The following is a 16,727-nucleotide window of genomic DNA, read 5'->3' as shown; positions in this document are numbered from 1 at the left end:
TTTTTTGTGGCCGTGAAAAAGTCGGGGACCCCCCTCTTACACGGCTTCCAGAACCTCGGGCTTGAGCTTGAGTTCGCCCTTCTCAACGCCAATGCGCAGCGTACCGCCCTCTTTCAACTCACCGAAGAGGAGCATTTCTGCCAACGGCTGCTTGAGCTTCTCGCGGATGAGCCGCTCCATGGGGCGTGCGCCCATCTGGGCATCGTAGCCGTGCTCTGCCAGCCACTGACGGGCAGCCGGGGTCACATCCAGTTTCACCTTGCGTTCGCTCAGCTGCACTTCCAGTTGCAGGATAAACTTGTCCACCACGCGGCGCATGGCCTCCGGTGCCAGCGGCGCGAACTGGATCACTGCATCCAGGCGGTTACGGAACTCTGGGGTAAACGCCTTTTTCAGCTCGGCGCCGAAATCACGAGTGTGATCCTGCTGCACAAAGCCCATGGTGCTGCGCGCCATCTGCTCGGCGCCCACGTTGGAGGTCATGATCAGCACCACGTTGCGGAAATCGGTCTTGCGACCATTGTTGTCCGTCAGCGTGCCGCTGTCCATCACCTGCAGCAGGATATTGAACACATCCGGATGCGCCTTTTCGATCTCGTCCAGCAGCACCACGCTGTGCGGGTGGCGGTTGACCGCCTCGGTCAGCTGGCCGCCTTCCTCGTAGCCCACATAGCCCGGCGGTGCCCCCACCAGGCGCGACACTGTGTGGCGCTCCATGTATTCGGACATGTCGAAACGGATCAACTCCACGCCCATGTGCTGCGCCAGCTGACGGGCCAGTTCGGTCTTGCCCACGCCGGTGGGCCCGGCAAAGAGGAAATTGGCGATGGGCCGGTCCGGATTCTTCAGGCCCGAACGCGCGAGCTTGATGGCAGACACCACCTGATCCACCGCGGCATCCTGCCCGAAAATGACCCGCTTCAGGTCCGGCTCCAGCGTGGCCAGCTTATCGCGCTCCTTCTGCGTAATCTGCGTCAACGGCACGCGTGCCATTTTTGCCACCACGCGCTGAATGTCCGCCACACCCACCTGTGAACGGCGGTTGGCCGCCTTCTGCAGCGCAAAACGGGCGCCGGCCTCATCGATCACGTCGATGGCCTTGTCGGGCAGATGCCGGTCCTGAATGTAGCGGGCCGACAACTCCACCGCGGCACGCAGCGCCGGCAGGGTGTATTTCACGTTATGATGCGCTTCAAACTTGTCCTTCAAGCCCTTGAGAATCTTGAAGGTATCGTCCAGCGATGGCTCCACTACGTCGATCTTCTGGAAGCGACGCGCCAGCGCACGATCCTTCTCAAAAATGGTGCGGAACTCTTCGTAGGTGGTCGCACCGATACAGCGCAGCTTGCCCGCCGCCAGCGCTGGTTTCATCAGGTTGGAGGCGTCCAACGCGCCACCCTGCACCGCCCCGGCCCCGACGATGGTGTGAATCTCGTCGATGAACAAAATGGCGTATTCCTTTTCCGCCAGTGCTTCCAGCAGCTGCTTGAAGCGCTGCTCGAAATCACCGCGGTAACGGGTACCGGCCATGAGGCTGCCCATATCAAGGCTATAGATGCGTGCGTTGCGCAGCCGCTCCGGCACTTCGCCGCGCACAATGCGCAGCGCCAGCCCTTCGGCAATGGCGGTCTTGCCCACACCCGGCTCGCCGACGAGAATCGGATTGTTCTTGCGGCGGCGGGAGAGGATCTCCAGCGTGCGCTCGATCTCCATGTCGCGGCCGATTACGGGATCGATACGCCCCTGCTCGGCTTCCAGATTGAGATCCCGCGCAAACTGGGTAAGGAAATCGGCTACGGCTTCTTCGCCTTCCGCCGGCTTGCCTTCACTCGCCTCACTCTGGCGCTTGCTGCCGCTTTCGCCCCAGAAGTCCTCCTCGCCCAGCATCTGCGCTTCAGTGGCGGTGACGCCGTGGGAAATGTAGCTGAGCACATCGGCGCGATGCACGCCGTGCTTCTCCAGGAAATAGACCGCGTAGGAATCCTGTTCGGAGAAAATGGAGGCGAGCAGATGCAACCCGTTCACTTCGGGATAGCCGTTGGTCTGCACGGTATAGATGGCGCGTTCGATCACGCGCTGCACCGCTAGCGTCGGCTGCAGCTCGAAGGATTCTTCGCCCTGTGTGCGCACCAGATCATTGGCCAGGTAGTGCTCCAGGCTCGCCTCCACATCCGCCACATCCACGCTGCAGGCGTAGATCACATCCTGCACATCGTCCAGCGACAGCAGCTCGAGCAGCACATGCTCGAGCGTGACAAACTCGTGCCCCATCTCGTGCGCGAGACTGAAGGCATTGGATAAAACTCGTTGGACGTCTTTACTTAACATACTCTTTTACTCATCGTGTAATTCGATCTGACACAGCAGCGGATGGCCGTTTTCACGGCTGAAGCGGTTAACCTGCATCATTTTGGTTTCGGCGATTTCCCGCGAGTAGATGCCGCAGACCCCCTTGCCCTGCGTATGCACCTGCCACATGATGCGGGTTGCTGCATCTTCATCATGCCCAAAAAAGCGCATCAGCACCAGCACAACGAAATCCATGGGGGTGTAATCATCGTTATAGAGAACAACCTTCCAGCGCCGCGGGGGCTTGACCCGCACCGGCACCTTTTCAAGGACGGTATCACTATCAAGGGTATAATTCGGCATGAATTCATTATAGCGAAGGCGTCAAGCCCCCTTTCCATGCAAGCGATCACGCTCGTTCTCAATGATGAGGCGGAAGCCACGTTTCGCACCCTTGGCGATATGCTGCCTGCCAAAACGCATATCCTCTCCTTTTCCCAGCTGGAAGACCCGCCCCCGACAGACACGCTGTTTATGGTGCTCAATGACGAAGAATTCAAGGAAGTCTGGCGCCGTTTTGCCGATCGGGAAATGGAGCTCGTCCCCCTCCCCTGGGATCAGAACCCGCTCACGCGCGAAGCCTTCTTTCTGCCGGACAAGGCTGAGGCGTATCTCCAACGGTTGCTGAATGATGAAGAACCCGGCACCGGAAAGCGCCAGCACCAGCTGACGGCCAACGGGCAACTGGTGCTCACCACCGCGCTGATCGGCCAGAAGCTGAGCCTGGGCGACACCTCGCTGTGGGCGCGCATGCGCCTGTTTTTCCAGGCGATGCGCTACATTCACCTGCGCCCTATGCAGCTGCAGACCGCCAATGAATCGAAAATCCGCTGCGCCTGCCTGCAGATCCGGGCGGCGGACGAGTCGCTGATGCAAAAACGTTATCCATCGCTTTGCGAACAGCAGCCCCTTACCGGGAAAATCGCGGCCCTGATCTATGCGCCGCAGAGTCTGGTCAATTTCAGCCACATTTTTCTGACGAAACTGGGTCTGCGCAAAAAATCGCGCATGCCGCCCGGCATCGGCCTGATCAAGACCCGGCGACTCAACATCAAGGCGGACTCGGGTCAATTGCCCATGGAAGTGGATGGCGAGCCCTACCTGTGCGACGATGTGACGCTGGAAATGACCGAAACCGCCTGTTGCGTCCGCACCGGCCTCCCGCTCAAGGTGGACAATACGGAAAAGGAAACCCTGCGCACCAACACCCTGCCCACCTCGCCGGAAGCCATCGAGTTTTTCAGCAAGCGGGCGCTGCCGCTGTTCCCGCTGGCCTCCGAGGAGGCCTACGCCGGACTGTTCCAGCAGGTGCGCGAAAGCGCCCGCTTCACCTCAATCTATGGCGTCATGCTGACTCTCAGCGTGCTCATGGCGGCGCTGGGACTGTTTCAAAACTCGAGCCCCGTCATTATCGGCGCCATGATTCTCGCCCCGCTGATGGCGCCGATCGTGTCGCTGTCGCTGGGCCTGGTGCGCCTCGACCGCAGCCTGCTGCGCGACAGCCTGCGCACGGTGGTACTGAGCATCCTGCTGTCGCTGGGCCTTGCAGCGGTATTCGCCTGGCTGATGCCGGTCGCCAACATGACCGAGCAGATGGCCAGCCGCATCCATCCCACCCTGCTGGATCTGGGAGTCGCCATCGTTTCCGGTCTGGCGGCGGCCTACGCCTACAGTCGTGAGGAAGTGGCCAAGAGCCTCGCCGGCGTTGCCATCGCCGTCGCACTGGTGCCGCCGCTGACCGTCTCCGGCATCGGCATCGGTTGGGGCGATCTGCACATGTTCTGGGGGGCGATGCTGCTGTTTCTAACCAACCTGGTGGGTATTCTCGCTGCCGCCGGTGTGCTGTTTTTCGTGCTGGGCTTTTCCTCCCTGCGCACAGCCAAAACAGCCTTTGTTTACAAGCTGCTGCTACTCACGCTTATTACCATTCCGTTGTGGTTCTCCACACATATCTACATTCAGGAACAACGCATCTACCAGCGTCTCGAAAACCTCGCGCATCTTGGATACCGCAGCTATCAGCTGCCGCTGCAAGTGGTGGATGTCAGCAGGATCAACGGAAGGCCGGTGGCCACGGTGCGGGTGACCATACCAGCCGAAGCGGATGAGAGCGCCCGGGAGAGGCTGGTCGAATTTCTGAAGAAACGTCTGGGCAATGATGTGCACCTGATTCTGGAATATCGCACCTTCTATCCCGCCAGCTCCGATGAAACGCAGAATCAATAGAAGGCAGCAAGCCTGCATAGAGGGACAGCGGCCGAATTGCGCCCTCTGACCCGTCGCGGCATTTTACCGCCCACAAACAAAAAGCCCCGCACGAGGCGGGGCCAGTCTTGATACGCTTTCTGCGAAATCAGTCATCCATGTGCCGGATCACTTCCTCGCCGAAACCGGAACAGGACACCTCCCGGGCACCCTCCATCAGACGGGCCAGATCGTAGGTGACGGTCTTGGCCTGAATGGCCCCTTCCATGCCCTTGATGATCAGGTCGGCCGCATCGTTCCAGCCCATGTGGCGCAGCATCATCTCGGCAGAAAGGATCAGTGAACCCGGGTTCACCTTGTCCTGACCGGCATACTTGGGCGCCGTACCGTGGGTCGCCTCGAACATGGCGACAGTGTCGGACAGGTTCGCGCCCGGTGCAATGCCGATACCGCCCACCTGCGCAGCCAGTGCGTCGGAAATATAGTCGCCGTTCAGGTTCAGGGTAGCGATCACGCTGTATTCCGCCGGGCGCAGCAGGATCTGCTGCAGGAAAGCGTCGGCGATGACATCCTTCACCACGATTTCCTTGCCGGTATTGGGGTTCTTGAAGCTGCACCACGGCCCGCCATCGATCTCTTTGGCGCCGAACTCTTCCCTGGCCAGCTCATAGCCCCACTCCTTGAAGGCGCCTTCGGTGAACTTCATGATGTTGCCCTTGTGCACGAGGGTCACGGAATCGCGATCCTGATCAATGGCATACAGGATGGCCTTACGCACCAGACGCTTGGTTCCCTCTTCGGACACCGGCTTGATGCCTATACCGGAGGTTTCCGGAAAGCGGATCTTGTCCACGCCCATATCATTCTGCAGGAAGTCGATCACCTTCTTCGCTTCCGGCGTGCCCGCTTTCCATTCGATGCCGGCGTAGATGTCTTCGGAATTTTCACGGAAAATCACCATGTCCACCAGCTCGGGGTGTTTCACCGGCGATGGCGTGCCATTGAAATAGCGCACCGGGCGCTGACACACATACAAGTCCAGATTCTGGCGCAGCGCCACGTTGAGGGAGCGAATGCCGCCACCGACCGGCGTGGTCAGTGGCCCCTTGATGGAGACTACGTAGTCCCTGACCGCTTCTAGCGTTTCCTCCGGCAGCCACACGTCCGGGCCATACACTTTGGTCGCCTTCTCGCCGGCATAGATTTCCATCCAGGCGATCTTGCGCTCGCCGCCACTGGCCTTTTCCACTGCAGCGTCCACCACGCGCTTCATCACCGGGGTAATGTCCACACCGATGCCATCGCCTTCGATGTAAGGGATGATCGGATTGCTGGGCACATTCAGGGAGTGGTCGGGATTAACGGTAATTTTTTCGCCTTCTGCAGGCACGACAATTTTTTCGAACGCCATGAAACGGCTCCTGTGAGTGTTAAAATTACGGCACATTTTAACATAGCGGGCCTCCCTCCCATGTCGCGCCTCATCCTGTTCAACAAGCCCTACGGCGTGCTCAGCCAGTTCACCGATGCCAACGGACGCCCCACGCTCAAGGACTACATTCCGGCAGAAGGCGTCTATCCGGCCGGACGCCTGGATCGGGACTCCGAAGGCCTGCTGCTGCTCACCGACGACGGCCGCCTGCAACAGCGCATCGCGCATCCACGCAACAAGCTGGAAAAGACCTATTGGGTGCAGGTGGAAGGCGCTCCGAGCGATGCAGATCTTGCGCCGCTGCACCGCGGGATTACACTCAAGGATGGGCCCACCCGGCCGGCGAAAGTCAAAATCATTGAACCGCCCGACCTGTGGCCGCGCAACCCGCCCGTGCGCTATCGCAAGCGCGTGCCCGATACCTGGCTTGAAATTCGCATCAGCGAGGGGCGCAACCGTCAGGTGCGCCGCATGACCGCCGCCATCGGCTTTCCGACGCTGCGGCTGGTGCGCGTTAAAATAGGCCGCTGGCGTTTGGGAAAGCTGCAGCCAGGAGAATGGCTGGAAATGGAGGTGTAGGATGCAGGTGATTGAAATTGAAGTAAAAGATGAATTGAAAGGAAAGGTCATCCACCTTCTCGAAGCCTTGCAAACCAATCTCATTGAGCACTTTACCCTGCTCGATGAGCAACATGAAAATAACCTGTATCTGGAAGGGGTAGAAAAAACGCTTCGAGAGTGGAATAGTCAAGAAAATGAGCAAGCCTATGCGGACCTATGAACCTTTTTCCACTGTAGTAGCCCTCTTTCCTTTTACTGATCGATCCGCTCACAAGAAGCGGTCCGCTGTCGTTCTGTCATCACGTACCTTTCAACAGGAAACCAATAGCTGCACCTGCGCAATGATTACTTCCGTCCCCTATGACTGGCCTGGTGATATACAACTATCAGATCCTGCCTGTGCGGGTCTATCTATACAAAGCAAGGTAAGATTAAAGTTTTTCACACTGGATCTGAACTTGACCCTCCGGCCGCTGGGTCACCTCTGCGAGGCAGACCGAAACAACCTGATTGCCAATCTTGCCACATACTGCTCACTGGAGCCTGCCTCATGAAAGTTATCGTTGGCCTGTCCGGCGGCGTGGATTCCGCTGTCAGTGCGCTGTTGCTCAAGCAGCAGGGCTATGAGGTGGAAGGCCTGTTCATGAAAAACTGGGAAGGCGACGACACCGACGACTACTGCCCGGCCCGCGAGGACCTGGAAGATGTCATGCGCGTGTGTGATCTGCTCGGCATCGAGCTGCACGTGCGCAATTTCGCGCAGGAATACTGGGAGCGGGTGTTTACCTACTTTCTGGACGAATACCGCGCCGGCCGCACCCCTAACCCCGACATCCTCTGCAACAAGGAGGTCAAGTTCAAGGCCTTTCTGGAGGAAGCGCTGCGGCTGGGTGCGGACAAAATCGCCATGGGCCACTACGCGCGCAATGCTGCCGACGACCACGGCCAGTGGCACCTGCTGAAAGGCGTGGACGCCAACAAGGATCAGACCTACTTTCTCTACACCCTGCAACAGCACCAGCTGGAAAAGAGCCTCTTTCCCATCGGTGCGCTGGAAAAGCCGCGCGTGCGCGAAATCGCCGCGGAACACAAGCTGCCCGTTGCCACCAAGAAGGATTCCACCGGCATCTGCTTCATCGGCGAGCGCAAGTTCCGCGACTTTCTGCAGCGCTATCTGCCTGCGCAGCCTGGCGAGATGGTCACCCCCGACGGGGAAGTGGTCGGCACCCATCAGGGGCTGATGTACTACACCTTCGGACAGCGCAAGGGGCTGGGCATCGGCGGCGGCCACGGCAGCGACAACCGCCCCTGGTTCGCTGCCGAAAAGGATCTGGAAAACAACCGCCTGATTGTCGTGCAGGGGGACGACCATCCTCTGCTGTATCATCAGGCCCTCACCGCCAGCCAGTTGCACTGGAGCGCGGGCGAGCGCCCGAAAATCTCGGATCTGAAGGCCAAGATCCGCTACCGGCAGACCGAGCAACCCTGCCGCATTGTGGGCGAAGACAATGACCGCATTGCCGTGGTCTTTGACGAACCGCAACGCGCCGTCACGCCCGGGCAGTCCATCGTCTTCTATGCAGGCGACGAGTGCCTCGGCGGCGGGATAATCGAACAGCGCTTTCAAACCGAACATGAACTGGAGCAACATCTGTGAGCCGCTATACCGATACCGACCGCACCCTCGCCTTTGCCGGCATCTATCAGGCAGCCAAGCTGGTTCACGACCTGGCCAGCACCGGGCAGTGCGATGAAAAGGCGTTGCAAAGCACGCTCGACAGCCTGTTCGTCACCCAGCCAGATAAGGTGCTCGATGTGTGGGGCGGCGAGCTGGAGAATCTGCGCATTGGCATCGAAACCCTTGTCAGCCAGATGATGGGCAGCAGTCGCAATCTCTACATTACGCAATACGTACTCGGGCTGGTAGTGCTGGCAGACAAGCTGCAGAAATCCCCCGAACACCTCAATGCCCTGAGCGACGTTATTGAAGAAGCACAACGGCAGAAGGAACGCTTTGGTGAAGACCATCCAACCGTAATTAATACGCTGGCCAAAGCCTATCAGGAACACGTGAGCCCGCTGGGGCCGCGCATTATGGTGAAAGGGCTGCCAGAACACCTCAACGCGTCCGGCATGGCCGAGAAAATCCGCGCACTGCTGCTGGCCGGCGTGCGTGCGGCCATTCTGTGGTACCAGACCGGCGGCAGCCGCTGGCAACTGCTGTGGAAACGCCGCAGCTACCTGCGCGAAGCACAACGCCTGCTACAGCAGCTGCCGCAGAAGCCCCTGTTCCGCGGTCAGGCCTGAAGACACGGCAAAACACTGCGCGGATATACTCTCCTTATTGACGCAGCCTGCCCATCTTTTCAGCCCGGGCCAAATCGGGAAATGCTTGCTTGAGAGGCTACGGCTCACCATTCAATCAGACAAGATCAAATGGCGCCCGCACACTGACTACTCGGCAGTCTCACCGAGCAAGTCGATATCCGCCAGCTGTTTGAGCTGCTGATACTGGGCATCCGTCAGGCGGATATCCAGAATCGGTGCGCCGGTTTGATCAAAGTGCTCGTCCAGCACCTCCCCCAGCTGATACAGCTGCGCACGCAGCTTGCCGGCGGTGACCGGCAGCCTGACCTGCACGCGGTGAAAGCGCCCCTTGAAATGGCTGGCCACCGCCTGCTGCAGCAGGTCAAGACCGGCACCGGTCCTGGCAGAAATCCATACCCGAGCTGCACACCCCTCTTCGTCCCAGTCGATATGCGCTTCGACGGGTGGCTGCAAGCGATCGATCTTGTTCATGACCAGCAGTTGCGGCACATCTTCCGCGCCAACTTCGGCAATCACCTGCTGCACGTCCGCCATCTTTTCCTCCCTCAGCGGATCGGAGGCATCCACCAGATGGATCAGCAGGTCCGCTTCGCGGGTCTCTTCCAACGTTGAGCGAAAGGCCGCCACCAGATCGTGGGGAATGTGGCGAATGAAGCCCACGGTGTCGGCAAAGATCACCGGCCCGGCCCCGGGTAGATGAACGCGACGCAAAGTAGCATCCAGCGTGGCGAACAGGCGGTCTTCCGCATACACCTCGGCGGTGGTCAGGGCGTTGAACAGGGTGGACTTGCCCGCATTGGTATAGCCCACGATGGTGATGGTGGGCAGGTCGGTTTTCTTGCGTGAACGCCGACCCAACTCTCGCTGGGCACGCGCCTTTTCGATGCGCTTTTCCAGCTGCTTGATGCGATCGCGCAGCAGGCGGCGGTCGGTTTCCAGCTGGGTTTCCCCCGGGCCGCGCAGACCGATGCCGCCCTTCTGCCGCTCCAGGTGACTCCAGCCGCGAACAAGGCGGGTAGACATGTGCTTGAGCTGGGCCAGCTCCACCTGCAGCTTGCCCTCGTGGGAGCGGGCCCGCTGCGCAAAGATGTCCAGTATCAGCCCGACGCGATCCAGCACCCGTGCCTGCACCAGCCGCTCCAGATTGCGCTCCTGCGCGGGGGACAAGGCATGGTTGACGATGACCACGTCGGCTTCGCAGGCGGCGACGGCATCGGCGATTTCCTGCGCCTTGCCACTGCCCACGAAGTACTTGGGATCGGGGCGGTCGCGGCGGGTGGTAATCAACGTGCACACGTCCGCGCCGGCGGAGTCCACCAGTTCGCGGAACTCCTCCAGCCCCTCCTGATCGTCCTGTTGGGAAAAATCGACATGCACCAAAACCGCCCGCTCCAGCTCGCGCTGCGGTTTGATGCGATCAAACAGATCGGTCATGGCGACCGATCAGCTTTCGTCAGGGAAGGGCTCGGCTTTTTCCGAGGCGGCGATCATTTCGCCCAGATTGAAGGACTGCGGGTCACGGCTGGGAACCACCGTGGAAATGGCGTGCTTGTAAACCATCTGGGTGACGTTGCTTTTCAGCACCACCACAAACTGATCGAAGGAATCCACCCGCCCCTGCAGCTTGACGCCGTTGACAAGGTAGATGGAAACCGGAATATGCTCCTTGCGCAGAGCATTCAGGTATGGATCCTGAATCGGCAGGGCCTTGGCCATTGTTTATCACTCCCAAAAACGAAAATGTGATTTATTTTATTATTTTTTACCCATGCAGGGCGTGTATCGCTAATCTTACTTGATCAAATCCGGCGGCGCAAAAATCGCGCTGCAAAAAAGTCGGGGACCCCCTTTATTTCTGGTTAAAACGCGCATCGATATCAAAGCCATAGGCCATGCGCTTGCGCGGCTGCCACGGCCGATCGAAGGCAAAGCGGCAGTCATCCACGCAGGCGCCCTGCAGATCCAGCCAGCGCCACCAGGTTTCATAGAGGCGGTCGGCCAGGTAGGGCCTGTCATGGTTCTGCGCCAGTCCACGCACCACATCAGACAGCGCCTGTTTCAGGCCATCGCTGTGCCAGAACAGCACCGGAATGGTAAACATGGGCAAGGTCGGGTTGTCGGGCGTATGTCCATTAAGGCGCGCGGTTTCATACACCTCCTCGCCGTGGTCGCTGAACAGCATCCAGCCCGCCAGCGTATCTGGTTCAACCCGTTGCTGCAGCTGATCCAGCATGCGCGTCACCACCCAGTCGGTATAGAGAATGCTGTTGTCGTATTCATTGACCTTGCGGATTTCCCACGGCAGAAGATCTGGACTCACCAATTGGGGCGGGGTGTCCTTGAAACGGTCAAATTCAGGCGGGTAGCGGTTGGCATACTGCAGGTGCGATCCCATCAGATGTACAAATATCAGCTTGTTGGGTGCCGGATCCTCCAGCGCCTGAACCACATCCTCCAGCAGCAGGCCGTCGTAGCGGTGTGCCGCCACGCCCGCCACCTTGCGGGTCATGAAGGCGGGGTGATCCACGGTATCGGCGATCAGCTGCGTGGGGATGCGAAACGGCTGCTGGTTGGACAGCCAGAACACCTTGTAACCGGCACGCCGCGCCTGATTGGCAATCGCCAGCGCATGTTGGTAATTGCGTTCTGGATGTTCCCAGCCTTGGGGAAACAGATCCGCCATCAATGCCGGACGCGTCTGCACAAAGGGGGCCGCCACATCGCGGAAGATGGTCAGCTGGGCCTTGCGCGCGTCCAGCTGCGGCGTCGTTGCCCGGGGATAGCCATACAGCGACATGTGGCTGCGCGTCATCGCCTCGCCAATGACGATCACATAGGTATGACGCTTTTCGGGATGCTTGAGTGCCACAGGCGTGGTGTCCCGTTGTGCCAGCGCACGGTATTCCGCCACAGCCTTGTCAAAGTTCTCCGCATTTATGGCATAGGTGGGCATGATGCCCAGCAGGCCCGGCACAATGTCGTAGAAACGGTGCTGCACCACCATCTGCTGCAGGGCAAACGCCAGCACCAGCACACCCAGTCCCGTCACCACCTTGTGGACGCGCGTCAACCGTTGCGGTAATTGCGCCTTGATGCCAAGCACAATGAATCCGCCCAGATAGACGAGTGCAATCAGCAACGAATCCCAGTGCAGATAGGCAGTGAACAGCTCGCTCGCCTCGCCGACATCCGTATTGAAGATGGCGTCCATGGTACTGGTGCTGAAAACGCCTCCGAAAAAGTAGGCGTAAAAAATGTCAGCCATTCCTGTGATCACAAACGGCAGCAGCAGCAGAAAACCGACCCAGCGGCGGCGCGTCAGCCACACCAGCGCGGTGATGGCCACGTACCATCCAAGGCGACTGTTCAGTTCCGACTCACGAATGAAATCGGAGTAAGCCACCTCGAACAGATAGGGCACAAACAGCACCCAAGCGGACCAAAAACAGATAGACAAAATAATAGACTGAAGTTTATTTTTCATGTAATGCATTATTCTTTGAGTAGTGTTCCATGACCCTTTTCACCTGCACATCCAGCGGCAGCGTATAGGGATCCAGCTGCATCAGATCGGCCTCCTTGCGCAGCCAGGTCAGCTGCCGCTTGGCCAGTTGACGCGTGGCGACTATGCCCTTCTGGCGCATGGTTTCCCAGTCGTACTCGCCCGCCAGATAACGCCACATCTGCCGATAGCCCACAGCTCGAATCGACGGCAACTCCGGGTGCAAATCGCCACGCTGGTACAGCGCCCGCACTTCATCATCAAAACCCTGCTGGAGCATGGCATCGAAACGCTGCTCGATCATGGCGTGCAGCCGGCCTCGATCCTCTGGAACAAGACCTATCTTGATCAGCTTGAGCACATGGTTTACCTGGGTCGTTTTCCGCTGCAGTTCACTCAAGGGGCGACCGGTCAGTTCATACACCTCCAGTGCACGGATCAAACGCTGAGGGTCGCTCGGACGAATACGCGCCGCCGCCTCGGGATCCACCTGCTGCAGTTGGCGATGCAGGCTCTCCGGTGCTGTCTCCCATTGCTGCTGCAGCCTTTGGCGCACACTCGCATCGGCTTCAGGAAGCGCTGCAAGACCTTTTTGCAAGGCATTGAAATACATCATGGTTCCGCCCACGAGAAGCGGCGTCCTTCCGCGTGAAATAATTTCGTTAACCAGTCGCGCCACATCATCCACAAAGCGGCTAGCGGAATAGACTTCGGCCGGGTCAAGGATATCGATCAGGTGATGCGGCACCCGCGCCCGTTCCTCAGGCGTGGGCTTGGCGGTGCCGATATCCATGCCCCGATAGATCAGCGCCGAATCGACACTGATGATTTCCACCGGCAGCTGCTCGGCCAGCGCCAGCGCCAGCCGGGTCTTGCCACTGGCGGTTGGCCCCATGATGGTCGGAACGTGAATGCGCGTCACCTACTGCCCCCGCATGAACAGCCGGTCCAGCTGCTGCATGTCCAGCTGCACCCACGTGGGGCGCCCGTGGTTGCACTGATCGGCACGCAGCGTGGCCTCCATGTCGCGCAGCAGCTGATTCATTTCATCCAGCGTCAAGCGACGGTTGGCACGCACGCTGCCATGACAGGCCATGCTGGAGAGAATGGCATGGATGCGCCGCTCCACCTCGCCACTGTTGCCTGCCGCGTGCAACTCGGCCAGCACGTCCCGCACCAGTGCCTCGGCCGGTGCCTTGCTCAGCAGTGCCGGCACGGCATTGATACGCAGCTGCTGCGGCCCCGCTGCCTCGATCTCGAAGCCCCAGCGGGTGAAATGAGCCTGATACGCTTCCCATGTATGCAGCTCCTGGACGGAGACAGGCATCATCACCGGCACCAGCAGCGGCTGGCTGATAATGCCCTGCTCGGCATACTGCTGCTTGAGCCGTTCATAGACGATCCTTTCGTGCGCGGCATGCATGTCCACCAGCACCATGCCCTGAGCATTTTCCGCCACAATAAACACGCCATGCAGCTGCGCTCTGGCGAACCCCAGCGGCGGCATGTCCGTTGCAGACTCGGTATCCGCAACCGCAGCCGCCTCATAACGCGGTGACGGCTCGCGTACACCTCCATCAGCCTGAGGCGCCTGAAACGCCAGCGCCGCCTGCCAACTGGCTGGATTTGCTGAGGCCTTTAGCAGCGGCTGTGGTTTCGTCCATGTGGTCTCTGCTGCGGCTTCACCAGTCGCTGGCATGTCATTCGTTGTTGGGCGCGATTCAATGGGGGTGGCGATGGCATCCTTCAGGCTGCGACGCACAAAGTCGTACACCCAGCGCGCCTCGGCAAAACGCACTTCAGACTTGGCCGGATGCACGTTCACATCCACCTGCTCGGGCGGTAGCTCCAGAAACAGCACATACGCCGGCTGACGGCCGTGATAGAGGGTGTCCGCGTAGGCTTGGCGCACTGCATGGACCAGCAGTTTGTCGCGCACCATGCGGCCATTGACGTAAAAATACTGCATGTCAGCCTGGGCGCGATTGAAGGTGGGACGCGCCATCCAGCCCCGCAGGCGCAGGGGGCCCGACTCGAATTCCACCGCCAGCGCCGCCTCCACGAAGCCCTTGCCCAGCAGCATCTCCAGCCTGCGCAACTGACCCGCCTCGTCCTGCACCGGTCGCAGCTGATGCACCGTCTTGCCGTTGTGCTGCAGGGTAAACTGCACACTCGGCCAAGCCAGCGCCATGCGCCGCACCAGCTCATCGATATGACCGAATTCGGTACGCGGCGCCTTGAGGAACTTCCGCCGCGCCGGCACGTTGAAAAACAGATCCTTAACCTCGATGCGCGTACCCACCGGTATGGCCACTGGTGCCGGCTCAGTCCAGTGCGTTGCCCCGTCACTGGCGATGCGCCAGCCCGTCGCCTCCTCTGCGGTGCGTGAGGCCAGCTCAAAGCGGGAAACGGCACTGATGCTGGCCAGCGCCTCGCCGCGAAAGCCCAGGGTATGAATGCGATGCAGATCCTCTGCCGTGACAATCTTGCTGGTGGCATGGCGGCATACGGCCAGCGGCAGCTCGTCCTTGGGGATGCCGTGCCCATTGTCATGCACCGCAATGCGACGGATGCCGCCCTCTTCCACGTGAATGTCGAGACGGTCGGCCCCGGCATCCAAGGCATTTTCGAGCAGTTCCTTGACGACAGAGGCGGGACGCTCCACCACCTCGCCCGCCGCAATCTGGCTGGCAAGCTGGTCCGGGAGCAGGTGGATGGCGGTTCGAGATGACATGGCCGCTATTATAGCGGCCTATAGGAACGGACTCAGTTGAGCGCGGCAACCACCTTGTCCTTGAGCGGCACGCGCAGGCGCATGCCAGCATAGAGACGGTCTGCCCGCTTGATGCGATTCAGGCGCTTGAGCGTGCGCACGTCGGTGCCGAAACGCTGGGCGATTTCAGAGAGAGTGTCGCCGGAACGCACTCTGTATTTCACGAACAGGGTTTCACCCCAGTGCGGCTGGTCAGCACGGTTGCGGGCATAGATGGCAATGCCCTGCGCCAATGCCGCGGCAAAGCGCTGCTGGAAGCGACGCGAACGCAGATTGGCGACATCATGCGGGTTGGAGATGAAAGCCGTTTCCACCAGAATGGAGGGCATGTCCAGCTGGCGCAACACCGCAAAGTTGGCAGACTGCACCGACAGCTTGTGCATGCGCACCTTGCGTGCCAGCTGCTTGAGTATGGTTTTCGCCAGACCACGGCTCGCCTGCAGGTTGGCCTTGCGGGTCAGATCACCCAGGATATAGGCCACCTTCTTGGGCGACTGCTGCGCATGCACAAACAGGCTGCCGTTTTCGCTGCGCTCCAGCGCCCGGTTCAGGGCAGTAGTGGCACCACGCTCGTTGAGCACGTAGATGGAGCCACCACGCACGCTGCGATCATCCGGAAAGGCATCGGCGTGCAGTGAGATGAACAGATCGGCATTCTTCTCCTTGGCGATACGCGGACGCTCGTTCAGGGAAATGAAGTAGTCTCCGTCGCGTATCAGTACGGCACGCATATTGGGCAGCTTGTCGATTTCCCGCTTCAGCTGACGCGCCAGCGCCAGAGTCAGATCTTTCTCTTTCACCCCGCCAACCCCTATAGCACCGGTATCCTTGCCGCCATGCCCGGCATCGATGGCCACAATCACCTTCCGGTCATCCAGCGGACGGCGCGTGTACTTGAGAATCTCTTCCTGCAGCTGTTTCTGCTCGGCGGTAAGCCTGGCAGGCTGCTTCTTGTTAACAGTGTACTTCTTCGCATTGTGCGCAACGGTTTTGGTCTTTTTCACCGGCTTGCGGACGAGCGGCGTTTTTTTATCAGCCCTGCTGACCGTTTTGGCAGGCTTATGGGAGGCCACCCTTTTCACCACTGGCTTTAAGGACGTGCGCTTGGCCAGCTTGCGTGCCGGTGCCCTGGCAGATGTTTTTCGCGCAACCGCCGCCGGTTCCACAATATCGACAACGAGACGCTGTGCCACACCGCGGCCCTTGGGGCCGAGCGCGAAATACTTGAAACGCTTGTCGCCCTTCAGGTCGAATACCACGATCAGGTCACGCTTGTTGCGGCCAATGCGAATACGCTTAATACGCTTGTCTTTCAATATCTGGCGTGTAAAGGGAAGATGACGACCTGCATTTTTAAGGCGGACAACAACACGATTGGGTTTATAAAGGGGAAAAACCTGAAAGTCGGTGCGCTCGCTCAAGTCCAGCACCACCCGTGTGGCTTCGGCAGAATGTCCCGTACGAACATCAATCAAGCGTGCATGGCTTTGTGTCACCCACAACGTCAGGGCAAGAATGAGCCACACCCTCCAGATGACGGCGTAAATAGTTTTTTCGCCTTTCATGGCATTTCGTCC

The 16,727-nt window shown here is 59.5% G+C and carries 15 protein-coding genes; 6 read left to right on the top strand and 9 right to left on the bottom strand.

Features of this window, described 5'->3' with window-relative positions; translation table 11 throughout:
- Window positions 1–36 precede the first annotated feature (36 nt).
- Both clpA and clpS read right to left on the bottom strand, forming a co-directional pair.
- A complete protein-coding gene (gene clpA, locus BUQ81_RS04515) occupies window positions 37–2,328 on the bottom strand; it encodes an ATP-dependent Clp protease ATP-binding subunit ClpA (protein WP_074201195.1) in 2,292 nt (763 codons plus the stop codon).
- A 6-nt stretch (window positions 2,329–2,334) separates the two neighbouring features.
- On the bottom strand, window positions 2,335–2,652 hold the full coding sequence (gene clpS, locus BUQ81_RS04510) for an ATP-dependent Clp protease adapter ClpS (protein ID WP_074201194.1): 318 nt from the start codon (window positions 2,650–2,652) through the stop codon (window positions 2,335–2,337).
- A gap of 36 nt (window positions 2,653–2,688) precedes the next feature.
- Between clpS and BUQ81_RS04505 the strand changes: the two genes are divergently transcribed.
- Complete coding sequence (locus BUQ81_RS04505) at window positions 2,689–4,575, top strand: TIGR00341 family protein (protein ID WP_074201193.1); 1,887 nt, start codon at window positions 2,689–2,691, stop codon at window positions 4,573–4,575.
- Window positions 4,576–4,702: 127 nt separating this feature from the next.
- Here BUQ81_RS04505 and icd read toward each other — a convergent pair whose 3' ends face one another.
- Window positions 4,703–5,965, bottom strand: coding sequence for an NADP-dependent isocitrate dehydrogenase (gene icd, locus BUQ81_RS04500; RefSeq protein ID WP_074201192.1), 1,263 nt, complete (start codon window positions 5,963–5,965; stop codon window positions 4,703–4,705).
- Window positions 5,966–6,025: 60 nt separating this feature from the next.
- Here icd and BUQ81_RS04495 point away from each other — a divergent pair, with 60 nt between their 5' ends.
- From BUQ81_RS04495 to hflD, 5 genes are read left to right on the top strand one after another with little or no spacing between them, the layout of a single operon-like run.
- Window positions 6,026–6,565: a pseudouridine synthase gene (locus BUQ81_RS04495; protein WP_074201191.1), complete on the top strand. Its 540-nt coding sequence runs from the start codon at window positions 6,026–6,028 to the stop codon at window positions 6,563–6,565.
- Window position 6,566: 1 nt separating this feature from the next.
- Complete coding sequence (locus BUQ81_RS04490; protein ID WP_074201190.1) at window positions 6,567–6,767, top strand: hypothetical protein; 201 nt, start codon at window positions 6,567–6,569, stop codon at window positions 6,765–6,767.
- Window positions 6,742–7,101, top strand: coding sequence for a type II toxin-antitoxin system PemK/MazF family toxin (locus tag BUQ81_RS08980; protein ID WP_407702704.1), 360 nt, complete (start codon window positions 6,742–6,744; stop codon window positions 7,099–7,101). The genes BUQ81_RS04490 and BUQ81_RS08980 overlap by 26 nt, the downstream gene beginning before the upstream one ends.
- Entirely contained in the window at window positions 7,098–8,204 is a 1,107-nt protein-coding gene (gene mnmA / locus BUQ81_RS04480; protein WP_074201188.1) for a tRNA 2-thiouridine(34) synthase MnmA, read from the top strand. Before BUQ81_RS08980 ends, mnmA begins: the two co-directional genes overlap by 4 nt.
- Window positions 8,201–8,854, top strand: coding sequence for a high frequency lysogenization protein HflD (gene hflD / locus BUQ81_RS04475; protein WP_074201187.1), 654 nt, complete (start codon window positions 8,201–8,203; stop codon window positions 8,852–8,854). Before mnmA ends, hflD begins: the two co-directional genes overlap by 4 nt.
- Window positions 8,855–9,001: 147 nt before the next feature.
- On the opposite strand, the gene hflX is transcribed toward hflD, so the two are convergent.
- The 6 genes from hflX to BUQ81_RS04445 all read right to left on the bottom strand — a co-directional run bounded on the left by hflX (window position 9,002) and on the right by BUQ81_RS04445 (window position 16,715).
- Window positions 9,002–10,309: a ribosome rescue GTPase HflX gene (gene hflX, locus BUQ81_RS04470; RefSeq protein ID WP_143598457.1), complete on the bottom strand. Its 1,308-nt coding sequence runs from the start codon at window positions 10,307–10,309 to the stop codon at window positions 9,002–9,004.
- Window positions 10,310–10,318: 9 nt separating this feature from the next.
- Window positions 10,319–10,591 carry an RNA chaperone Hfq gene (gene hfq / locus BUQ81_RS04465; protein WP_074201186.1) on the bottom strand — a complete coding sequence of 91 codons (273 nt, stop codon included), beginning with the start codon at window positions 10,589–10,591 and terminating at the stop codon, window positions 10,319–10,321.
- Between the two features lie 133 nt (window positions 10,592–10,724).
- Window positions 10,725–12,359, bottom strand: a complete 1,635-nt coding sequence (locus tag BUQ81_RS04460; protein ID WP_074201185.1) for a phosphoethanolamine transferase family protein — start codon at window positions 12,357–12,359, stop codon at window positions 10,725–10,727.
- Window positions 12,349–13,299, bottom strand: a complete 951-nt coding sequence (miaA, locus tag BUQ81_RS04455) for a tRNA (adenosine(37)-N6)-dimethylallyltransferase MiaA (RefSeq protein ID WP_234947342.1) — start codon at window positions 13,297–13,299, stop codon at window positions 12,349–12,351. Before miaA ends, BUQ81_RS04460 begins: the two co-directional genes overlap by 11 nt.
- Window positions 13,300–15,111, bottom strand: coding sequence for a DNA mismatch repair endonuclease MutL (gene mutL / locus BUQ81_RS04450; protein ID WP_074201184.1), 1,812 nt, complete (start codon window positions 15,109–15,111; stop codon window positions 13,300–13,302).
- A 32-nt stretch (window positions 15,112–15,143) separates the two neighbouring features.
- A complete protein-coding gene (locus BUQ81_RS04445; protein ID WP_074201183.1) occupies window positions 15,144–16,715 on the bottom strand; it encodes an N-acetylmuramoyl-L-alanine amidase in 1,572 nt (523 codons plus the stop codon).
- Between the last annotated feature and the right edge of the window lie 12 nt (window positions 16,716–16,727).

This window comes from Sulfurivirga caldicuralii (assembly GCF_900141795.1).
Lineage (GTDB): Bacteria > Pseudomonadota > Gammaproteobacteria > Thiomicrospirales > Thiomicrospiraceae > Sulfurivirga > Sulfurivirga caldicuralii.
The sequence above is the reverse complement of the archived record's forward strand: the minus strand, read 5'-3'. Positions and strand labels throughout refer to the sequence as shown.